The sequence below is a fragment of the Sporofaciens sp. St.21A7 genome (genome assembly GCF_059728535.1).
The window spans coordinates 938317-956500 of sequence record NZ_BAAGFN010000001.1 but is presented as its reverse complement, the minus strand read 5'-3'; the positions used below and the strand labels follow the sequence as shown (position 1 = coordinate 956500).

26 protein-coding genes and 1 pseudogene are annotated in these 18184 nt (G+C 45.8%); 24 read left to right on the top strand and 3 right to left on the bottom strand.

The window, feature by feature from the left end:
- Positions 1 to 169: 169 nt before the first annotated feature.
- From AC6I3O_RS04640 to AC6I3O_RS04555, 18 genes are all read left to right on the top strand, one after another.
- Positions 170 to 310 (top strand): Maff2 family mobile element protein, encoded by a 141-nt coding sequence (locus AC6I3O_RS04640; protein WP_497849914.1) that lies wholly within the window; start codon positions 170 to 172, stop codon positions 308 to 310.
- Positions 311 to 736: 426 nt separating this feature from the next.
- Entirely contained in the window at positions 737 to 1117 is a 381-nt protein-coding gene (locus AC6I3O_RS04635) for a GntR family transcriptional regulator (protein WP_497849913.1), read from the top strand.
- Positions 1110 to 1970: an ABC transporter ATP-binding protein gene (locus AC6I3O_RS04630; protein ID WP_497849912.1), complete on the top strand. Its 861-nt coding sequence runs from the start codon at positions 1110 to 1112 to the stop codon at positions 1968 to 1970. The genes AC6I3O_RS04635 and AC6I3O_RS04630 overlap by 8 nt, the downstream gene beginning before the upstream one ends.
- Complete coding sequence (locus tag AC6I3O_RS04625) at positions 1967 to 2611, top strand: ABC-2 transporter permease (protein WP_497849911.1); 645 nt, start codon at positions 1967 to 1969, stop codon at positions 2609 to 2611. Before AC6I3O_RS04630 ends, AC6I3O_RS04625 begins: the two co-directional genes overlap by 4 nt.
- Before the next feature lie 31 nt (positions 2612 to 2642).
- A complete protein-coding gene (locus tag AC6I3O_RS04620; protein ID WP_251317895.1) occupies positions 2643 to 2897 on the top strand; it encodes a YgiT-type zinc finger protein in 255 nt (84 codons plus the stop codon).
- A 65-nt stretch (positions 2898 to 2962) separates the two neighbouring features.
- Positions 2963 to 3457: an RNA polymerase sigma factor gene (locus AC6I3O_RS04615; protein WP_497849910.1), complete on the top strand. Its 495-nt coding sequence runs from the start codon at positions 2963 to 2965 to the stop codon at positions 3455 to 3457.
- 654 nt (positions 3458 to 4111) lie between these two features.
- Positions 4112 to 4507 (top strand): plasmid mobilization protein, encoded by a 396-nt coding sequence (locus AC6I3O_RS04610; RefSeq protein WP_497849909.1) that lies wholly within the window; start codon positions 4112 to 4114, stop codon positions 4505 to 4507.
- Complete coding sequence (locus tag AC6I3O_RS04605) at positions 4479 to 6110, top strand: relaxase/mobilization nuclease domain-containing protein (RefSeq protein WP_497849908.1); 1632 nt, start codon at positions 4479 to 4481, stop codon at positions 6108 to 6110. The genes AC6I3O_RS04610 and AC6I3O_RS04605 overlap by 29 nt, the downstream gene beginning before the upstream one ends.
- Positions 6100 to 6486, top strand: a complete 387-nt coding sequence (locus AC6I3O_RS04600; RefSeq protein WP_497849907.1) for a cysteine-rich VLP domain-containing protein — start codon at positions 6100 to 6102, stop codon at positions 6484 to 6486. The genes AC6I3O_RS04605 and AC6I3O_RS04600 overlap by 11 nt, the downstream gene beginning before the upstream one ends.
- Positions 6487 to 6600: 114 nt before the next feature.
- Entirely contained in the window at positions 6601 to 7365 is a 765-nt protein-coding gene (locus tag AC6I3O_RS04595; RefSeq protein ID WP_016308249.1) for a phage replisome organizer N-terminal domain-containing protein, read from the top strand.
- Between the two features lie 62 nt (positions 7366 to 7427).
- Positions 7428 to 8273 carry an ATP-binding protein gene (locus tag AC6I3O_RS04590; RefSeq protein WP_497849906.1) on the top strand — a complete coding sequence of 282 codons (846 nt, stop codon included), beginning with the start codon at positions 7428 to 7430 and terminating at the stop codon, positions 8271 to 8273.
- Positions 8270 to 8467: a transposon-encoded TnpW family protein gene (locus AC6I3O_RS04585; protein ID WP_117649083.1), complete on the top strand. Its 198-nt coding sequence runs from the start codon at positions 8270 to 8272 to the stop codon at positions 8465 to 8467. The genes AC6I3O_RS04590 and AC6I3O_RS04585 overlap by 4 nt, the downstream gene beginning before the upstream one ends.
- A 133-nt stretch (positions 8468 to 8600) precedes the next feature.
- Positions 8601 to 10220, top strand: coding sequence for a recombinase family protein (locus tag AC6I3O_RS04580; protein ID WP_497849905.1), 1620 nt, complete (start codon positions 8601 to 8603; stop codon positions 10218 to 10220).
- A gap of 253 nt (positions 10221 to 10473) precedes the next feature.
- Entirely contained in the window at positions 10474 to 10689 is a 216-nt protein-coding gene (locus tag AC6I3O_RS04575) for a helix-turn-helix domain-containing protein (RefSeq protein WP_497849904.1), read from the top strand.
- Positions 10649 to 11026, top strand: coding sequence for a TnpV protein (locus AC6I3O_RS04570; RefSeq protein WP_497849903.1), 378 nt, complete (start codon positions 10649 to 10651; stop codon positions 11024 to 11026). Before AC6I3O_RS04575 ends, AC6I3O_RS04570 begins: the two co-directional genes overlap by 41 nt.
- 69 nt (positions 11027 to 11095) lie before the next feature.
- Positions 11096 to 11872 carry a GNAT family N-acetyltransferase gene (locus AC6I3O_RS04565; protein WP_497849902.1) on the top strand — a complete coding sequence of 259 codons (777 nt, stop codon included), beginning with the start codon at positions 11096 to 11098 and terminating at the stop codon, positions 11870 to 11872.
- A gap of 15 nt (positions 11873 to 11887) precedes the next feature.
- Positions 11888 to 12172 (top strand): BrnT family toxin, encoded by a 285-nt coding sequence (locus AC6I3O_RS04560; protein WP_497849901.1) that lies wholly within the window; start codon positions 11888 to 11890, stop codon positions 12170 to 12172.
- Complete coding sequence (locus AC6I3O_RS04555; protein ID WP_120433857.1) at positions 12150 to 12332, top strand: hypothetical protein; 183 nt, start codon at positions 12150 to 12152, stop codon at positions 12330 to 12332. Before AC6I3O_RS04560 ends, AC6I3O_RS04555 begins: the two co-directional genes overlap by 23 nt.
- Positions 12333 to 12451: 119 nt before the next feature.
- Here the strand turns inward: AC6I3O_RS04555 and AC6I3O_RS04550 are convergent, their stop codons facing one another.
- The 3 genes from AC6I3O_RS04550 to AC6I3O_RS04540 form a co-directional block, all read right to left on the bottom strand.
- Positions 12452 to 13261 carry a helix-turn-helix domain-containing protein gene (locus AC6I3O_RS04550; protein ID WP_497849900.1) on the bottom strand — a complete coding sequence of 270 codons (810 nt, stop codon included), beginning with the start codon at positions 13259 to 13261 and terminating at the stop codon, positions 12452 to 12454.
- A gap of 286 nt (positions 13262 to 13547) precedes the next feature.
- Complete coding sequence (locus AC6I3O_RS04545; protein ID WP_497853417.1) at positions 13548 to 14405, bottom strand: IS3 family transposase; 858 nt, start codon at positions 14403 to 14405, stop codon at positions 13548 to 13550.
- A 17-nt stretch (positions 14406 to 14422) separates the two neighbouring features.
- Complete coding sequence (locus AC6I3O_RS04540) at positions 14423 to 14701, bottom strand: transposase (protein ID WP_304523298.1); 279 nt, start codon at positions 14699 to 14701, stop codon at positions 14423 to 14425.
- A 113-nt stretch (positions 14702 to 14814) separates the two neighbouring features.
- Between AC6I3O_RS04540 and AC6I3O_RS04535 the strand changes: the two genes are divergently transcribed.
- From AC6I3O_RS04535 to AC6I3O_RS04510, 6 genes and pseudogenes are all read left to right on the top strand, one after another.
- On the top strand, positions 14815 to 15591 hold the full coding sequence (locus AC6I3O_RS04535; RefSeq protein ID WP_497849899.1) for an HNH endonuclease signature motif containing protein: 777 nt from the start codon (positions 14815 to 14817) through the stop codon (positions 15589 to 15591).
- 96 nt (positions 15592 to 15687) lie between these two features.
- Positions 15688 to 16185, top strand: a pseudogene (locus tag AC6I3O_RS04530) (hypothetical protein); the annotation flags it as partial.
- Positions 16178 to 16552, top strand: coding sequence for a TnpV protein (locus tag AC6I3O_RS04525; protein ID WP_497849898.1), 375 nt, complete (start codon positions 16178 to 16180; stop codon positions 16550 to 16552). The pseudogene AC6I3O_RS04530 and the gene AC6I3O_RS04525, both read left to right, overlap by 8 nt.
- 127 nt (positions 16553 to 16679) lie before the next feature.
- Positions 16680 to 17219, top strand: coding sequence for a PadR family transcriptional regulator (locus AC6I3O_RS04520; RefSeq protein WP_497849897.1), 540 nt, complete (start codon positions 16680 to 16682; stop codon positions 17217 to 17219).
- Positions 17216 to 18013 carry an alpha/beta fold hydrolase gene (locus AC6I3O_RS04515; protein ID WP_497849896.1) on the top strand — a complete coding sequence of 266 codons (798 nt, stop codon included), beginning with the start codon at positions 17216 to 17218 and terminating at the stop codon, positions 18011 to 18013. The genes AC6I3O_RS04520 and AC6I3O_RS04515 overlap by 4 nt, the downstream gene beginning before the upstream one ends.
- Positions 17994 to 18179 (top strand): cysteine-rich KTR domain-containing protein, encoded by a 186-nt coding sequence (locus AC6I3O_RS04510; RefSeq protein ID WP_034229227.1) that lies wholly within the window; start codon positions 17994 to 17996, stop codon positions 18177 to 18179. The genes AC6I3O_RS04515 and AC6I3O_RS04510 overlap by 20 nt, the downstream gene beginning before the upstream one ends.
- Positions 18180 to 18184: the final 5 nt, after the last annotated feature.

Here is an 18184-nt window from a genome sequence, read left to right as displayed (position 1 = left end):
AGCCTGTGGTGGGCAGGAAACAGTCCATTGCACAATAAAAATAATACAAAATAAAAAAGAAAGGATAAGCCAAACTGGAAAGGGCGAGCCGTCAGTAGATACTGGCGGTTTTTTGTTTGTGCAAAACAGATAATTCTGTTTATTTCCGGTTTGGGTTTCAGGACAATTTATGGCATTTTTTACATCGGCAATCAGTATTTTAAAGACATTGGTAGTAGCTATCGGAGCGGGGCTTGCAGTATGGGGAGTGCTCAATCTTCTGGAGGGTTATGGAAACGATAATCCGGGAGCCAACGCTCATGTACGGTAAAGAAGCAAGCAACCAAAAACAAGAGATAGACCGCCAGCACCACACTATTCCGAACCAAAGAAGCCAAAGACCAAAAGACAAGCATTATGGAAATGTGCATAACAGGCTATGGAATCATGGATAACTCTATTCACAGGACGTGGAAAAGCTAAAGTGCAGCTTTCCCACGTCCTGCAAACAGAGTTACCCACAATTCCATAAAACAGCCAGTTATACACATTCCCACAATGCCGACTACTACGGAACTCCCCTCATTCTTTCTTTGATATTTCCCTATCAACAAATTTATAGAAAACCTGTTTTAGTCGTAATGTTCTTTGAAATATGCAAAACTCTATAAAAGTTATTTTTATCCTATTGACATGGCTGATATTTCTGGATATACTGTATATGTTCTTTAATATACAGTTGAAGAGAGGTGATTGCATGCATATTGTAATATCAAATAGTTCTGATTTGCCGATTTATGCGCAGATAAAGGAACAGGTAAAAGAACAAATCTTAACAGGGGAACTTGCAGAAAACGAAACGCTTCCTTCGCTTCGGCAACTGGCAAAAGATTTAAAAATAAGTGTGCTAACCACTACACGAGCCTACAACGAATTGGAACAGGAGGGTTTTATTACAAGCCGTCAAGGTAAAGGCTTCTTTGTGATGTCAAGCGGCTCAAACTTAATCAGAGAGCAGCTAATCAAAGAAGTAGAAAAAAACCTTAACAACGCAATACTGGCAGCCGGGCGCATCCCTATGTCTGATGATGAAATTGTCAGTTTGTTAAAACTTTTATTGGAGGTAGACCATGACTGAAAAATGTTTGGAATTAAAAGGTGTAAGCAAGAGCTTTCAAGGGTTTAGACTCAATCATATCAGTTTTACTTTGCCGCAAGGTTACATTATGGGACTGGTTGGTTCAAATGGCGCTGGAAAAACAACAACGATACGGCTTATTCTTAATATGCTTGAAAAGAATGAGGGAGAAATTCTGGTTTTTGGCAAAGATAATGTACTTCACGAAAAGGCGGTAAAACAGGAAATCGGTGTTGTATTTGACCATATGTTTTATGTTGACAGTTGGACAGTAAGGGATACAGAAAAGGCGATTTCTATTTTCTATGACGATTGGCAGCACAATACATTTGACGATATGATAAGACGTTTTTGTCTGCCGCAAAATAAAAAAGTTGGCGAGTTATCGCGTGGTATGCAAATGAAACTAATGCTTGCCTGTGCTTTTTCACATAATGCGAAGCTGCTTATATTGGACGAACCAACAAGCGGACTTGACCCCGTTACCCGTGACGAGTTTTTAGAAATTCTGCAAGACTATATAAAAGATGGGGAACGGAGCGTTTTATTCTCAACGCATATTACTTCTGATTTGGAGCAGGTTGCCGATTACATTACGTTTATCAATCAGGGCAATATGATTTTTACGGGCAGTATGGAGGATTTGATAAACAGTTATCGGCTTGTCAAAGGCAGACCGCAAGACCTCACGCCGGAGCTTGAAAAAAATATTGCCGGATTGCGTAAAACAAATATGGGATTTGAAGGGCTTATTGCCGCAAATGAAGCAGTTCAATACGGGCATTGTATTCTTGATACTGCCACGATTGATGATATTATAATTTGTATGAGCAAAGGAGGTATAAAGAAATGAGAGCTTCTATGAAAGTCGCAAAATTGGATTTTTTCACGATGAAATCACAGCTATTTTCATATTTGTCGTTGGCAGCAATCGTTTTGATGTTTGGATTTATGGGTTCCTCTGTTACTGTGTTATGTATTACGGGCGCATGGTTCGTAGCATTGCAGGCTTCCAGCATTTTTGCCATACAGGAAAAAAACAACCTTGACCACCTATATGGTTCTGTTTCCGTTGGGTTAAATGATATTGTTCTTGGACGATATATTTTTATGTATGTAAACTATCTTATCACTGTTTTGGCGGTTATTGCCCTATATTTTGGCTTTGCGTTTTATCGAAACGCAGCGATTAGTATACAAGATATCATGTTTGGATTCAGTTTATCTTTTTTGGTTTTTTCTGCAATAACGGGAATACAAATGCCCTTATATTTCAAAATGGGCTACACCAAAGCCAAAATGTGGTCTTTGATTCCTTTTGTAGCAGTAATGGCATTCGTGTTAATTCCTTCTTTTGTATCCGCATTGTCTGGAATTGTAAAAAGTTTGCTGTCGCACACAATCGTTTTAACGATTGGAGGTATAGCGGTAGGCAGTATGATTCAATTCATTTCGTATCGAATTGCTGTTGTTCTTTATCTTAAACGAAAATAAGAAACAATAATTCAATGTAAGGAGGCAAAATATGTTTTTCAGTAAGTGCAAAAAGTGTGGCGGCAAAAAAGTTTCCATCATCACTAATATTGACATTGAAATACACGGAACCATGCGGAAAGCAACAAATGTCCCGGCAAAACAATGTGAAAAATGCGGGGATATTGTTGTGAACGATATTATATTAGAACGCCTGAAAAAATATGCCCATGATTATCCATCAAGGAATCTTGATTATGCAAAATATGAAGAGGAAGAAAGCGCAGCGTCACAAATCCTTTTTTAGTTGAATGATAAATATGCAACCGTAAACCATGCACCGCCCTATGTGGGAGAAAGGGGGAATCATTTATGCCTTGCACAGAAGCATACAAGGAACATATCATGTATACTTTCAATGGCTATTGCAAGACCGTCATACGCTTTGCGGCTATCAACGCATGGCGTAACAGGAGCAGACGGCGGCAAAAAGAAATATCCCTTGAATACCTCACAGAAGAAAAGTTTTACCCATTAGGCACAACAGACGAATGTTTTGAAGCACCCTATGAAGAATACCCCATTACGATATGCGGTCAGACAGTTATCCTCACCAATGGGGAGCTTGCCGCCGCACTGTTATCTCTGCCGGAGAAGAACCGGGAAATCATTTTCCTTTACTTTTTCGGGCATTACACACAGCGGGAAATCGGGGAAATGTACGGACGCTGCCGGAGTACCACCGGGTATCAAATCCGCAGAACTTTACAGCTTCTGCACAAAGAAATGGAGGTGCTTTCACATGGGGAATCCGAATCGCCGCCATTGAAAACGGGCATATCGACAGGGATACAGAGGACAGCATAAAATCCCGGCTTGTTGCTGCATTATTTAAGTTTCGTTTTGATGAACAGCCATACCCCAAAACTGAATAACCGCCGCTACATAGAACGGCACACCAAGACAGGAAATCAAGAAAAGGTTTCCTGTTTTTTTGCGTCCATTTTTGGCATTTTCAAAAATCGCCAGTATTATGCCGTGCAAAGGGGGATAAAAAAGAATTTTCCTCTCCCGTTTGGCAAATCCGCAAGCTGTCCGTGGAGGGTGGGCGAGAAGAAATTTTCATAAATTCCCGCCTATTCGAGTTTGTGTGGTGTTGTAGGTAATGAGGGGGAATTTCTGCAAATCAACGTCCATTTTGCTTTTTGTTGGTTTGTAGGTATTAGAGGGAGAAATATCGCTGCAACTTTGGCAAACTCTCCGCTTGTGGCACTAAAGATATTGAGAGGGAAATACCAACGTAAAGTTGGCAGAAGCCCCGCCCTCTCCGTCGAGGGTATCAGCAAAAGCCCACACAGCAGAAGCCGTCACTTTCTTAGAGCAAGATTCTACCACAGTACCAAATTTCGCTAATCGCTCATTTTGTCCTGCGGGAATCTTGTTGGGGTTGCCACCCCAAGCCCGCCTTTTTGCGGCTTACGCCGCTTGAAAAAATCCACCCATGAAAGGAGGTTCACAGCCATGAAAAAATACAACACGCCCCACCGCCACCGGGTAATCAAGACACGCTTGACCGAGGAAGAATACGCCGAGTTTTCCGAGCGTGTCACCCTCTGCAAAATGAGCCAAGCCGAGTTTATCCGGCAAGCCCTCATTAAGTCAAGCATACGCCCGGTTATCACCGTTTCCCCGGTCAATGATGAATTGCTGTCTGCCGTTGGGAAGCTAACCGCTGAGTACGGGAAAATCGGCGGCAACTTGAATCAGATTGCCCGCTGTCTGAATGAGTACGGCGCACCTTATAACGCCCTCTCCCAAGAGGTACGAGCCGCCACAGCGGAGCTTGCCGCCTTGAAGTTTGAAGTCTTGCAGAAAGTAGGTGAAGCCGTTGGCAACGTTCAAACATATCAGCTCTAAAAATGCCGACTATGGGGCGGCTGAACAGTACCTAACTTTTGAGCATGACGAGTTTACCATGAAGCCCACTCTTGATAAAAATGGGCGGCTTCTCCCCCGTGACGATTACCGCATAGCTTCCCTTAATTGCGGCGGGGAAGATTTCGCCATAGCGTGTATGCGCTCCAATCTGAAATACGGCAAGAACCAAAAACGGGAGGACGTAAAGAGCCACCACTATATTATCAGTTTTGACCCCCGTGACGCACAGGACAACGGCTTGACCGTAGACCGGGCGCAACGGTTAGGCGAGCATTTCTGCAAAGAGCATTTCCCCGGACACCAAGCCCTTGTATGCACCCACCCGGACGGGCATAACCACAGCGGCAACATTCATGTGCATATCGTAATCAATTCTTTGCGGATTGCGGAAGTGCCGCTACTTCCCTACATGGAAAGACCAGCGGACACAAGGGAGGGCTGCAAGCACCGCTGTACGGACGCTGCTATGGAATATTTCAAAGCGGAAGTCATGGAGATGTGCCACCGGGAAAACCTCTATCAGATTGACTTATTGCATGGGAGCAAGAACCGTGTCACCGAGCGTGAGTATTGGGCGAAACGGAAAGGACAAGCCGCACTGGATAAAGAGAACGCTTCCCTTGCCGCCACAGGAGAGCCGCCCAAACTCACGAAATTTGAAACCGATAAGGAGAAGCTACGGCGCACGATCCGCACCGCCCTGTCCTCTGCCCTCTCTTTTGAGGACTTCTCCGGGAAGCTGTTACAGCAAGGCGTGACCGTCAAGGAGAGCCGGGGGAGGTTATCGTATCTCACGCCGGACAGGACGAAGCCAATCACCGCCCGGAAGTTGGATGATGATTTTGACCGTGCCGCCGTACTGGAAGCACTCACCCTAAACGCACAGAACGCCGCCAGAGCCGCCGAAAAGCCCCTACCCAAAGAGGAATACCCCCGGAGCATAAAAGACCGCTTACAGCGGAATAAAGCCGCCACAAACGCCCCGAAACAGGACAGCGTACAGCGCATGGTAGACATAGCTGCCAAGAGAGCCGAGGGCAAGGGGAAAGGCTACGAGAAGTGGGCGACCCTGCACAATCTGAAGCAAATGGCGGCGACCATGAGCATTTATGAGGAATCCGGCTTTTCTCCCCCGGAAGAACTGGAAGCCGCCCTTGCCGCCGCCAGTGCCGGGCTGCATGAAGTGACCGGGAAACTGAAAGCCGTGGAAAGCACCTTGCGGGAGAAAAAGGACTTGCAGAAACAGCTATTAGCCTACATCAAGACCAAGCCAGCCCGTGACGGACTTAGGGCGCAGAAAACGGAGAAAGCCCGGAGAGCCTACCGGGAGCAGCACGAAAGCGAGTTTATCATTTCCGAATCTGCCGCCCGGTATTTCAAGGCACAGGGAATCTCCAAGCTGCCAGCGTCCAAGACATTACAAGCAGAGATTGAGCAGCTTACACGGGAGAAGAACACGCTTTACAACGAGTACCGGGAGAAGAAAGGGAACGTCCGGGAATTGCAGACCGTCAAGGGCAATATTGAGCAAATCCTACGGCGTGAGCCGGAACGGGGAAAGGGGCGGGAGAATGAACGGTAAACGCCCCTACATGGACTACCGCCAGTACCGGGCGGCGTGTCGGCTTGTGCATGAGTGCTGCAACTATGACAACGGGAATTGTATTGCGCTGGATAACGGCGAGCCTTGCGTGTGTGTGCAGAGTATCAGCTATTCCCTCTTGTGCCGCTGGTTCATTGCCGCCGTGCTGCCGCTGGACGGGAAGCTGGAAGCCGCCCTTTTGCACCGGGCAGACAGGAAACGTTGTACCGAGTGCGGCGGGTATTTTCTCCCAAAATCCAATCGGGGGAAATACTGCCCGGATTGCGCCGGACGCATGAAAAGAACCAAAGCCGCACAGCGCAAGCGGAAACAAAGGCTACTATGTCACGCTTTAGGAACTGGAAAGCCCCCGTAAATCAAGGCTTTTTTGACCGCCCTCAACGGGTAGGCGATATTTATATCCTTTACCCCTCAAAACGGCGTCCTAAAGCGTAACAGAAGCCACAGAACAGACCATAAGGAGGAACGAATGGCAGACAACCGCAAATATTACTACCTAAAGCTGAAAGAGAGCTATTTTGACGAGGACGCTATCGTGCTGCTGGAAAGTATGCAGGACGGTATGCTCTACTCAAACATCCTCTTGAAGCTGTACCTAAAATCACTGAAAAACGGGGGGAAGCTCCAGCTTGCCGAGAATATCCCCTACACCGCACAGATGATAGCCACAATCACCCGCCAGCAGGTAGGCACAGTGGAGAGGGCTTTGCAGATTTTTATGAAACTGGGGCTTGTAGAACCCTTGCAGAACGGGGCTTTATACATGAGCAACATTGAACTCTTAATCGGTCAGTCCTCTACCGAGGGGGAGCGCAAACGCCGGGCAAGGCGGGCTTTGCAGGAACAGAAAGCCCTGCCGGAAGCCGTGGCGGACAAACGTCCACCATATGGGGCGGACATTTGTCCACCAGAGATAGAGATAGAGAAAGAGATAGATATAGAGTTAGAGATAAAGAGAGAGGGAGAGATAAAGACAGGACAGACAGCCCCCGCCCCTTTTGGCAGATATGAAAATGTATTCCTGTCAGAAAGAGAGCTTGCGGAGCTGCAAGAGGAACTTCCCGGCAAATGGGAATATTACATAGACCGCTTATCCGGCTATATCGCTTCCAGCGGGAAGAAATACAAGAACCATGCCGCCACTATCCGGCGTTGGGCGGCTGATGACAGGGCAAAGGGGAAGCCGAAAAAGGGAATCCCCGATTATTCCTACAAAGAGGGCGAGAGCCTTTGACGCATATACACAACGCCCTGTAAACAGGGCGTAAAAGACCATGAACAAGGAGGAACGATTTTATGTGTGATTATGATAACGCTATTTTCCGGCTTGCCACAGAAGCAGAGCCGGAGGACTACACGGGCGAGGACGGGCTTTTGTATTGCGGGAGCTGCCGCCAGCCCAAAGAAGCCTATTTCCCGGAGGGCAAGACCATTTTCGGACGTGACCGCCACCCCAAAGAATGTGACTGCCAGCGGAAACAGCGGGAGGAACGGGAAGCCGCAGACCGTGAGCAGAAACACCGGGAGGAAGTGGAACGGCTGAAAAGGATAGGCTTCACCGACCCGGCTATGAGGGAATGGACTTTCGGGAACGACAACGGGAAATGCCCGCAAATGGGTTATGCCCGTGAATATGTGGAGTGTTGGGAACTGATGAAAGCGGAGAACCACGGATTGATTTTATGGGGGAGTGTCGGCACAGGCAAGAGCTATTTTGCCGGGTGTATCGCCAATGCCCTTATGGAGCGTGAAGTATCAGTCTGTATGACAAATTTTGCGGCGATACTTAATGACCTTGCCGCCAGTTTCAAAGACCGCAACGAATATATCTCCCGCCTTTGCAGCTTCCCTCTGCTTATCCTTGACGATTTCGGCATGGAGCGTGGCACGGAATACGGCTTAGAGCAAGTCTATAACGTGATTGACAGCCGTTACCGCAGCGGCAAGCCCTTAATCGTGACAACGAACCTCACGCTGGAGGAATTGCAGAACCCGGAGGACACCGCCCACGCCCGGATTTATGACCGACTAACAGAAATGTGCTGCCCCGTCTGCATTACCGGGGAGAATTTCAGAAAAGCCAAGGCACAGGCGAAAATGGAACGCCTTAAAACGCTGCTGAACAGAAAGGAGAGCCTATGACCGACACCCCCAACAGAAGCACCGCCACTACCGCCCGCCGCCCGGATTGCGTCACTGAGGTACGCCGGGGGAACACCGTCCTTGTGGTTTCCGGCTATTTCAAACAGGACACTACCGCCACCGCCGCCGACAAGATGATGAAAGTGCTGGAAGCGGAAAGCGCAGCCGGGGGAACAGCCGCCCATGCCATGTAAAGCGACATTCCTTACTGAAAATCAATCGACATTATGTGCCATAAAGTAACAAAAAGGACTGTACAGCCAGCCCCGCCCTATGGTATAATAGACATACGGAATAGTGGGCTGGCTGTCGGAAACGGAGGAAACCATGTTAAGACAGACCACCCAAAAAATCACCGCCCTTTATCCGAGGTTATCCCATGAGGACGAGCTGCAAGGCGAGAGCAATTCCATAAGCAACCAGAAGCGAATCCTTGAAAACTACGCAAAACAGAACGGCTTCGGCAATCTGAAATGGTACACGGACGACGGTTATTCCGGGGCGAATTTCCAAAGACCCGGCTTCCAGTCCATGCTTGCCGACATTGAAGCGGGGCTTGTGGGAACGGTTATCGTAAAGGATATGTCACGGTTAGGGCGAAACTATCTTCAAGTGGGAATGTACACAGAAATGATTTTCCCACAGAAAAACGTCCGTTTCATTGCAATCAATGACGGCGTTGACAGCGCACAGGGCGACAACGATTTTGCCCCCTTGCGTAACATTTTTAACGAATGGCTGGTGAGGGATACGAGCAAGAAAATCAGAGCAGTCAAGAGGTCAAAAGGCATGAGCGGGAAGCCTGTCACAAGCAAGCCTGTTTACGGCTACCTCATGGACGAGGACGAAAATTTCATCATTGACGAAGAAGCCGCCCCCGTGGTGAAGCAGATATACAGCTTATGCCTTGCCGGGAATGGACCGACCAAGATAGCCCGTATGCTTACCGAACAGCAGACACCCACGCCGGGAACGCTGGAATACCGCAGGACGGGAAGCACACGCCGCTACCACCCCGGCTATGAGTGCAGGTGGGCGACAAACACCGTGGCGCATATCCTTGAAAACCGGGAATACACGGGCTGCCTTGTGAACTTCAAGACCGAGAAAGTGTCCTACAAGGTAAAGCAGAGCAAGGAGAACCCCGCCGAAAAGCAGGTAATCTTTGAGAATCACCACGAGCCAATCATAGACCGCGACACATGGGAGCGTGTGCAGGAGCTACGCAAGCAGCGCAAACGCCCCAACCGCTATGATGAAGTGGGTTTGTTCTCCGGCATACTGTTTTGTGCCGACTGCGGCAGCGTAATGTACCAGCAGAGGTATCAGACGGACAAAAGGCGGCAGGACTGCTACATATGCGGCAGCTACAAGAAGCGCACGGCAGACTGTACGGCGCACTTTATCCGCACCGACCTTTTGACCGAGGGCGTGACCGAGAATTTACGGAAAGTCACCAGCTACGCCGCAAAGCACGAAGCACGGTTTATGAAGCTGTTGACCGAGCAGACCGAGGACGGGAGCAAACGCCGGAACGCCGCCAAGAAGAAAGAGCTGGAAGCGGCAGAAAAGCGGATTGCGGAACTCTCCGCTATCTTCAAGCGGCTGTATGAGGACAGCGTGACCGGACGCATATCGGACGAGCGTTTCACGGAGCTTTCGGCAGACTATGAAGCCGAGCAAAAGGAACTGAAAGAGCGTGCCGCCGTTCTGCAGGGCGAGCTTTCAAGGACGCTGGAAGCCACGGCAAACGCTGAAAAGTTTATGAAAGTAGTTCGCAAGTACACCAGCTTTGAGGAACTCACCCCTACCTTGTTACGGGAGTTTGTGGAGAAAATCGTAATCCACGAATCGGAAGCCCTTGACGGGAAACGCCGGGGGAAGCTCCGCAGACAGGAAATCGAAATCTATTACTCTTTTGTCGGCAAGGTAGAGTTGCCCGACTAAAGCCCGACCCGTCCGGCAGTCAGCCGGACAGGGAACGGCAAAATTTTTTACACTTCTTTTACTTCTTTATCTCACATGAGCAAAATCGCAAGGAATTAAGCAGGTCATGGCTAATTAGAGGTAATCAAAAGAGGAAAGGAAAAGCACAATCCAGACGGAACCGGCGATACCGTCAAGAAATATTTGTGAGTTAGCAAGAATCCTGATATAATGGGTTTAAACGCCCATCCGGGGCAGAAAGGCAGGGAGAAACATGCACATCAGCTACAAACCGCTCTGGCACACGCTAATAGAGCGGAATATGAGGAAAGAGGGAAAACACATCAGCATGGACACGCTGGCACGAATCTGCGAAACGCTGGATTGTGGTATTATGGACGTGATTGAGCTGGCCAGTGACGAGCCTTCCACCACAGGAGGGAACGACAATGGAAAAACTGAAAAAAAGAATCACAGAGAACGGCATTGATTATATTCTGGTAGGCGACTACTATATCCCGGACTTGAAGCTGCCGGAGGAAAGCCGCCCCATCGGACGCTATGGGCGGCTGCACCGGGAATATCTCAAACAGGAACACCCGGCACGGTACAGCTCCCTTATCCTGACCGGAAAATTGTGGACATACCTTGCCGACCTGAACGAGCAGGCGGAGGAACGGATGGACTTAATCATAGAGCAGATGAAAGCCGCCGAGGGAGTGACCGAGGAACTGAAAGCCCAGAACCAGTTTGGTTGGGTAGGCCGGATGAACAATATCCGCAACCGGATAGAAGAAATCATAAAAAGTAAGATGATTTATTCGTAGATATATGATAGAATTATTTCAGACGATAAATTGGGATTGAGTAACTGAGGCGATAGGAGGACACGATTTATGATCACCGAAGAGATATTGCATATTGCGATGGAACAGTCTGCCGAGGACATTAACTGTAAAACGGAAGACTTTCTAAAAAATCAGAATGTTATCGTTCCATTTCGTTTGGGAAAAAAAGCACGAAAATATCTGAAAGAGCCAATTATAGCGAATTTTGTTTCTTATGGAAATAATGTGGTTGCATCAGTCACTGAGGATGTTAGAGAAATAGTAACAGAATATGTTGGCAAATATGAATTCTATCACCTTTTTGAAACACCGAATTTGCACTGGTTGAGTAATAGACTGGCTGGGCATGGATATAAGATATGTTTTATGGCAGAATATTTTCTTCCCGATATTAATAATCTTCGTCCAATCTCCTGTGATTATGAGATGAGGGTTCTTGAACAACAAGACTTTGAAAAGTTATATTTGCCAGAATGGAGCAATGCCCTTTGCAAGGATAGAAAACATTTAGATTTACTCGGTGTTGGGGCATATGAAGATGAGAAATTAATCGGGCTTGCAGGCTGTTCTGCTGATTGTGAAAAGATGTGGCAGATTGGGGTGGATGTACTGCCAGAATATAGGAGAAAAGGAATTGCATCTGCACTTACCAGCGGACTGGCTCATGAAATACTTGAGAGACGAAAAATTCCATTTTATTGCTCCGCATGGTCAAATATCCGTTCTGCAAGAAATGCTGTAAAAAGTGGTTTTATTCCCGCTTGGGTGGAGATGACAATAAAGCCAAAAGCCATTGTTGATGAAATAAACGGAGAAGTGAAATAAAAGAAGGAAATTCACATGGAACTAAAATTTGAATGGGACGAGGAAAAAGACCGTATCAATCGCCAAAAACACGGCATCTCTTTTGAAACAGCTTCATACGTTTTTCGTGATGAATATTACATAGAGATGTATGATTTCGAGCATAGTATGGAAGAAGACCGTTATATTGCAGTTGGTATGGTTGGCGATTTATTGTTTGTTGTATTTACCGAACGGGGGGAGAATATCCGGTTAATCTCCGCAAGATTGGCAACAGAAAGTGAAAGGAGGCTTTACTATGACCAAAACTTTTACAATTAAGGATGGCCAGGCTCCTACGCAGGAGCAGTTGGAGGAAGTCAGGGCGGCGGCAAAGCGGGAAATTCAATTTGATGAAGATTCCCCTGAACTGTCCCCAGCAATGTTTAAGGCATTTAGGTGTACCGTAACACAGCGCAACAGAAAAAAGAAGAACGCATAAAATTCTGTTACGAAGTGAAGATGTGCCACCCCGGACATTTCGGCTTATGTATTGAAAACTGAATTAGATTTATCCCAAAATGCCGTTGCATGGACAAAAACCCAAGCAACGGCATTTCCTTATCTCCGCTTCATCCTGCTCAACGGGGAATCCTTATATGCCGGAGTTTTCTTCATAACATTCTTCAAAACTGTGCGCTCCTGCTCCGACAGCTTCTCATACCGGATTTGAAGCTGCGTACACATCAGGGCGGTGAACACATCCAGATAGGAACCCGGCACGGCCAGCGCCTTCTTTGCGTCCTTGATTAGCTTCATGCCATTGGAGCCGTCCGGCGCACTGTCTGTATCATTCTTGTGCGCTTCCCTTATGGCATGGAGGATAGTGTCCCAAGTCCGGTGCGTGACCTGACAGAAATAATCTTCTTCCTGTACCTGCATGGTTTCCAACGCCTTTAACGCAGCATCTTCCTCCACCGGCTGATATTGGGAAAGGACTTGCCCCCGCAGGACTTCCAGAAGGCTGTTGAAGTTTTGGAAGTGGGCGGTTGCCACACCATCTACATAAATTTCCGTGTCCGTCATCAGGGTAACAAAATCCTCATGTGTGGCAATCTCACACAGCAGCCGGTTGTTGATACGCCCGCTTTTCAACAACTCCACCATGCTGTTACTCAAATGCAGCTCCGTAAGTTCCATGCCCGGATGGTTCTGGTTCTCTGTCAGGCAGAGTAGGTAATCCGTTGATACACCGTAAAACTTTGCCAGCTCCACAAGGTTTTTGTGGCTGATTTCCTTGAGTTCGTCATTCTCATAGCTTCCAAGGGCTGATTTGGAAATCCCCGTAACCGCTGCCAGTTCCTCTAATTTTAAATGCCGCTCCGTCCTTAAATCCTTTAACCGTTCCTGAACCGTTATCCCCTGTTTCATAACTTCCTGCTCCTTCCCTGTGGCCAGCTTTTGCCTCCATCCCCATTGTACCACATATCCATGCCGGGCGCATTTCCCTTTGTGATTCTTTTCAAAGGCGCAAAATGCGCTTTTGATTTGCCCGGATTTTCAGAAGTGCAAAATGCACGTCTGATTTTTGCACCCGTCCGGCAGAAAGCCTTTTCCGCAATCGTGGAATTTTTTAAATTTTGGTCTTTATTCCTGATTCGTGGACATACGGCACATTGGACCTATGTCAATACTTTGGACAAAAAAAGTTGAAAGCTTATGCTGCTTTTTTTAATTCCTCATCCTCCTTTTGCTGAGGTGTCATATAACCAATAGCACTGTGTATCCGCTTACGGTTATACCAGCCCTCTATGTATTCAAAGATTGCCCTTCGGGCCTCTTTCGAATCCTGATAATTATGAAGGTAGATTTCTTCTTTTTTCAGTACAGAATGGAACGATTCGATACAGGCATTATCATAAGGGTTTCCCTTCCGGCTAAATGAATGCAGTATCTCCCTGCTCTTCAGGATCCTCTCAAACGATTGACTCGTATATTGGCTTCCTAAGTCACTGTGGAGAATAATCCCCTTTGTCTCCCTGACATTCAGACAGGCGTTCTTAACAGCTTCTATCGCCAGTTCTGCTGTCATGGATGTTCCATACGCATATCCGATAATCTTACGACTGCACAAGTCCATGACTGAAGCCAGATAGGTCCATCCTTCTTTTTGTACATGGATATAGGTAATATCGGTACACCATTTCTGGTTGATGGTTTCCGTCTCGAAATCACGCTTCAGAATATTCTCTTTATTATCGGGAACGGTTCCGTGATTGGCATGATGGTTGTATTTCTTTACTACAACAGAGCGAAGCCCTTGCTCTGCCATATGCCGCTGAACCCGTTTTATGCTGCAGGGAGTCCCGCTGCCATTGAGCGTACGGCATATTTTAACTGCCCCATACCGCTGCTTTGAATCTTCATAAGCGTCTTTTACCTTCTGGCTGAATTCCTTATATTCCTTCTGCCGGTTTGAGGGTACACAAACCAGAGCTTTGTAATAGGTACTCCTTGGGAATTTCAAGGCGCTGCAAAGCTGGGATACCGTATAATGGGCTAAGTTTTGCTGAATAAAAGAAACAATCTCAGCTATTGTTCTTTTGCGAATATGGCGGTCGCTTTTTTTAAGATTTCATTTTCAATTCTAAGGCGCTGGATCTCTTTCTGGAGAGCCTTATACTCTTTGAGGGTAACGGTTTCCTCCTCGGACACATTGATAGGAGAAAGCTGTTTTACCCAGTTGCTGAGTGTACTCCGATTTACGCCATATTCACGTTCCAGTTTTGGATACGAGGTTCCTCCGGCATTATACAGATCCACAATCTGCTGTTTAAATTCCGGAGTGTAAGATTTTTGGTTCTTCGCCATGTTGAACATCTCCTTTGCTCTTTCACTTGATAGTATAGATTGTTCAACTTTTCCTGTCCACACTTATATACTAACACCACGATAAGGCTGTAAAGAAAGCGGCAAAGAAGCTGGTGGAGCAGATAAAGCGCATACAGAAGCCGGACAGCGGCAAAGAGCAGTATAAGATGATACAGAACTACAACTCAAAAGTCATGGGCATACACAATTATTATAAAACAGCTACCCGGATATGCCTTGACTGCCGGAAGATAGCGTTCCAGACAACGGCTGTGTTTAAGAACCGTATGAGGAAAAACTATAAATCCGTGAAGTATTATAAAAAGCGGAAAAAGAGAGTGCCGAACATATCAAAAGCTGTGAAAATGAACTATGGGAAAAGCGAGCAAATCCGATTTATAAGCGGCTATGCAGTAGCCCCGGTTGGGTATGTACAGAACAAAATCCCTAAGTGTAAGAAAAAGTCTGTCAATAAATACACAGCGGAAGGGCGTGCTGAAATCCACAATAATTTAGGGATAGACACCTTTACGCTGTTGAAACTCATGCAGAACCCTGTCAGCAACAGGAGCATACAGTATGCGGACAACAGGATTTCACTTTATGCCGGGCAGTATGGGAAATGTGCAGTAACAGGGATAAAACTGGAATACAGCGACATCCACTGCCACCATAAAACCCCACGCTGTCAAGGCGGTACAGATGAATATAGAAATCTGGTAATCGTGCATGAGGACATCCATAGGCTAATCCATGCGACAAAGCAGGACACAATATCACAGTATATTTCCGAATACAAAGACACCATAGATTTACGCAAACTGAATGAGTTGAGAAACTTAGCTGGAAACACAGAAATAAGTTCTTTGGATAATACTATTGCAATCTAATTATTGATGGAGCGCCGTGTGATGGGAAACTGTCATGCACGGTGCGAACCGGGGGAAAGCGGCGAGAACTGTAAAGCCAGTTCAGACCGTTACCTATCGGTATTGAAAATTACCAACGATGGGAGGAAATGCGCCCTGGATCAGCGGCTTATCAATGACATGCTGCCGGATGCGGGGGAAAGCAAGGTCAACCGCTGTGTAAACAATGCGTTTGACATTTGGGAAAAGACTTCTGCAGACAAAGGGACACAATTAATTTTTTGCGACCTGTCTACGCCGAAAAATGACGGCACATTCAATGTCTATGACGATGTGCGGGAAAAACTGGTGGCAAAAGGAATCCCCAGAGAGGAAGTGGCGTTTATCCATGAAGCCGGGACGGAAACAAAAAAAGCGGAATTATTTTCAAAGGTGCGCTCCGGGCAGGTGCGTATCCTTCTCGGCTCTACACCGAAGTTAGGAGCCGGGACAAATATACAGGACAGGCTGGTTGCCTTACACCACCTGGATGCGCCTTGGAAACCGGCCGATGTAGGACGGATTTTGCGGACATTCAAAATAAAAAAGAATGTGGAGGTAACAGACAATGGCTAAATCATTATTTGAGGAACTGGGCGGCAAATATGAGCGGCAAGGAGATTACTTAATACCGTGCTTAATCGTACCCGCCGAAGAAGAACAGCCGATAGGCACATGGGGACAGCGGCATCTGGATTATCTGAAGCAGTACCGCAGGGTTACATACACCAATCTTCTCACAAGCGGCAGACTGAACATTTACCTTGCCGACATCGACAGGCAGGCGCAGGAACGCTTTGAAAGGCTCATAGAGGGCATGAAACAGGCGCAGGGCATTACGGAACGGCTAAAGGCTGAAAACGCCTTAGAATGGGTCGGGAGGATGAACAACATACGGGCTTGTGCAATGGAGATTGTAAACGAGGAAATAATCTACGCATAACAGACAGGCGGCAGAGGGTAAAAGCTCTGTCGCTGTGCATTTGTTAAAAAATATCTGTCTACTTGACTTTTAAACACAAGATGCGTATAATAGTAATGTTACTAATAGGAATATATGGAGGTTAACGATGGACAATATCATTCTTGGGCTTTTACTTATGTGCAATAGAACAATCTATCAACTAAGGGAAAGAATAGATAAAGGAATCAATTTGATGTATAGCAGTAGTATGGGAAGCATACAGGCAGCTATAAGAAAATTGCTGAATTGTGGGTTTATCAGCTATGAGGAAATAGTTGATAATGGAAAGTATAAGAAAGTTTATTGCATAACCGAAAGTGGACGGCAACATTTTTTCGCATGGATAAATGCACCCATAGAAGAACAAAGTCCCAAAAGCCCAGAGTTGGCAAAGGTCTATTTTATGGGATTTTCGGATAAAAAAAATCGTGAAATAAGCATACAACAGCATTTAATATTTTTGAATGAAAAATATAATGTATTATCGGCAATATGTGAAGAAGCAGAAAATATCAAAATTTCAGAGGAAAATAAAGATATACTTAACTATCAGTTTGTTTCCGCTCTTTATGGAAAAGAACTGATTAAATTTAATATCGACTGGTTTGAAAGCTTGTTAAGAAAGATGAGGAACGGTGAAATATGAAACAATACCATTTAGAAGAATCGCCTATTGTTTATTATATCAGTAGAAAGGAAAGGGCTGAGTGGATACTTTTTATACATGCTGCTTTTGTAAACCACAATATGTTTCAAGCACAAATTGACTATTTTCAAGATAAATATAACATTCTTACCCTTGATATTATCGGTCACGGTAAATCAACAAAAGTACAAAAAGGCGATAGTATAGATAAAATGTCATCGTGGATAAACAAAATTCTAAAAACAGAAAAAATAGAAAAGATACATATTGTCGGGATTTCATTGGGGGCTATATTAGCGCAAGACTTTGCAAACCAGTATCCAGAAGCCGTACAATCACTTGCTTGTTTCGGCGGTTATGATATAAACAATTTCGATGTCAAAATGCAGAAGGAAAATAGCGCATCACAGATACTTATGATGCTTAAAGCTATATTTTCAATTAAATGGTTTGCAAAGTCGAATAAAAAAATATCTGCTTATACTTTACAGGCTCAAAAGGATTTTTACGAGATGAATATTCAATTTTCTAAGAAGTCATTTATGTATTTATCTTCTTTAAGCAGTATGATAAATGTTCGGCAGACAGAACCGAGGAAATACCCTTTGCTTATTGGCTGCGGAAAGTACGATATTCCAATGGAACTATCCGCCGTAGAAATGTGGAAGAAAAATGAACCAGAATGTGGTGTGATTATTTTCGAGGGAGCTGGACACTGTGTGAATATGGACACACCGAATAAATTTAATGCAGCTATGGAGGAATTTTGGTTAAGTGGAAACGGCAAATACTAAAAGTGATTGGATACGCTGCCCTGTTTGCGGAAATAAGACCCGTGACAAAATTAGAGAAGATACGATTTTAAAAAACTATCCTCTCTATTGCCCGAAATGCAAGCAGGAAACATTGATTGAAGCAAAAAATTTACAAATAACAGTCATCAAAGAGCCAGACGCTTAAGACGC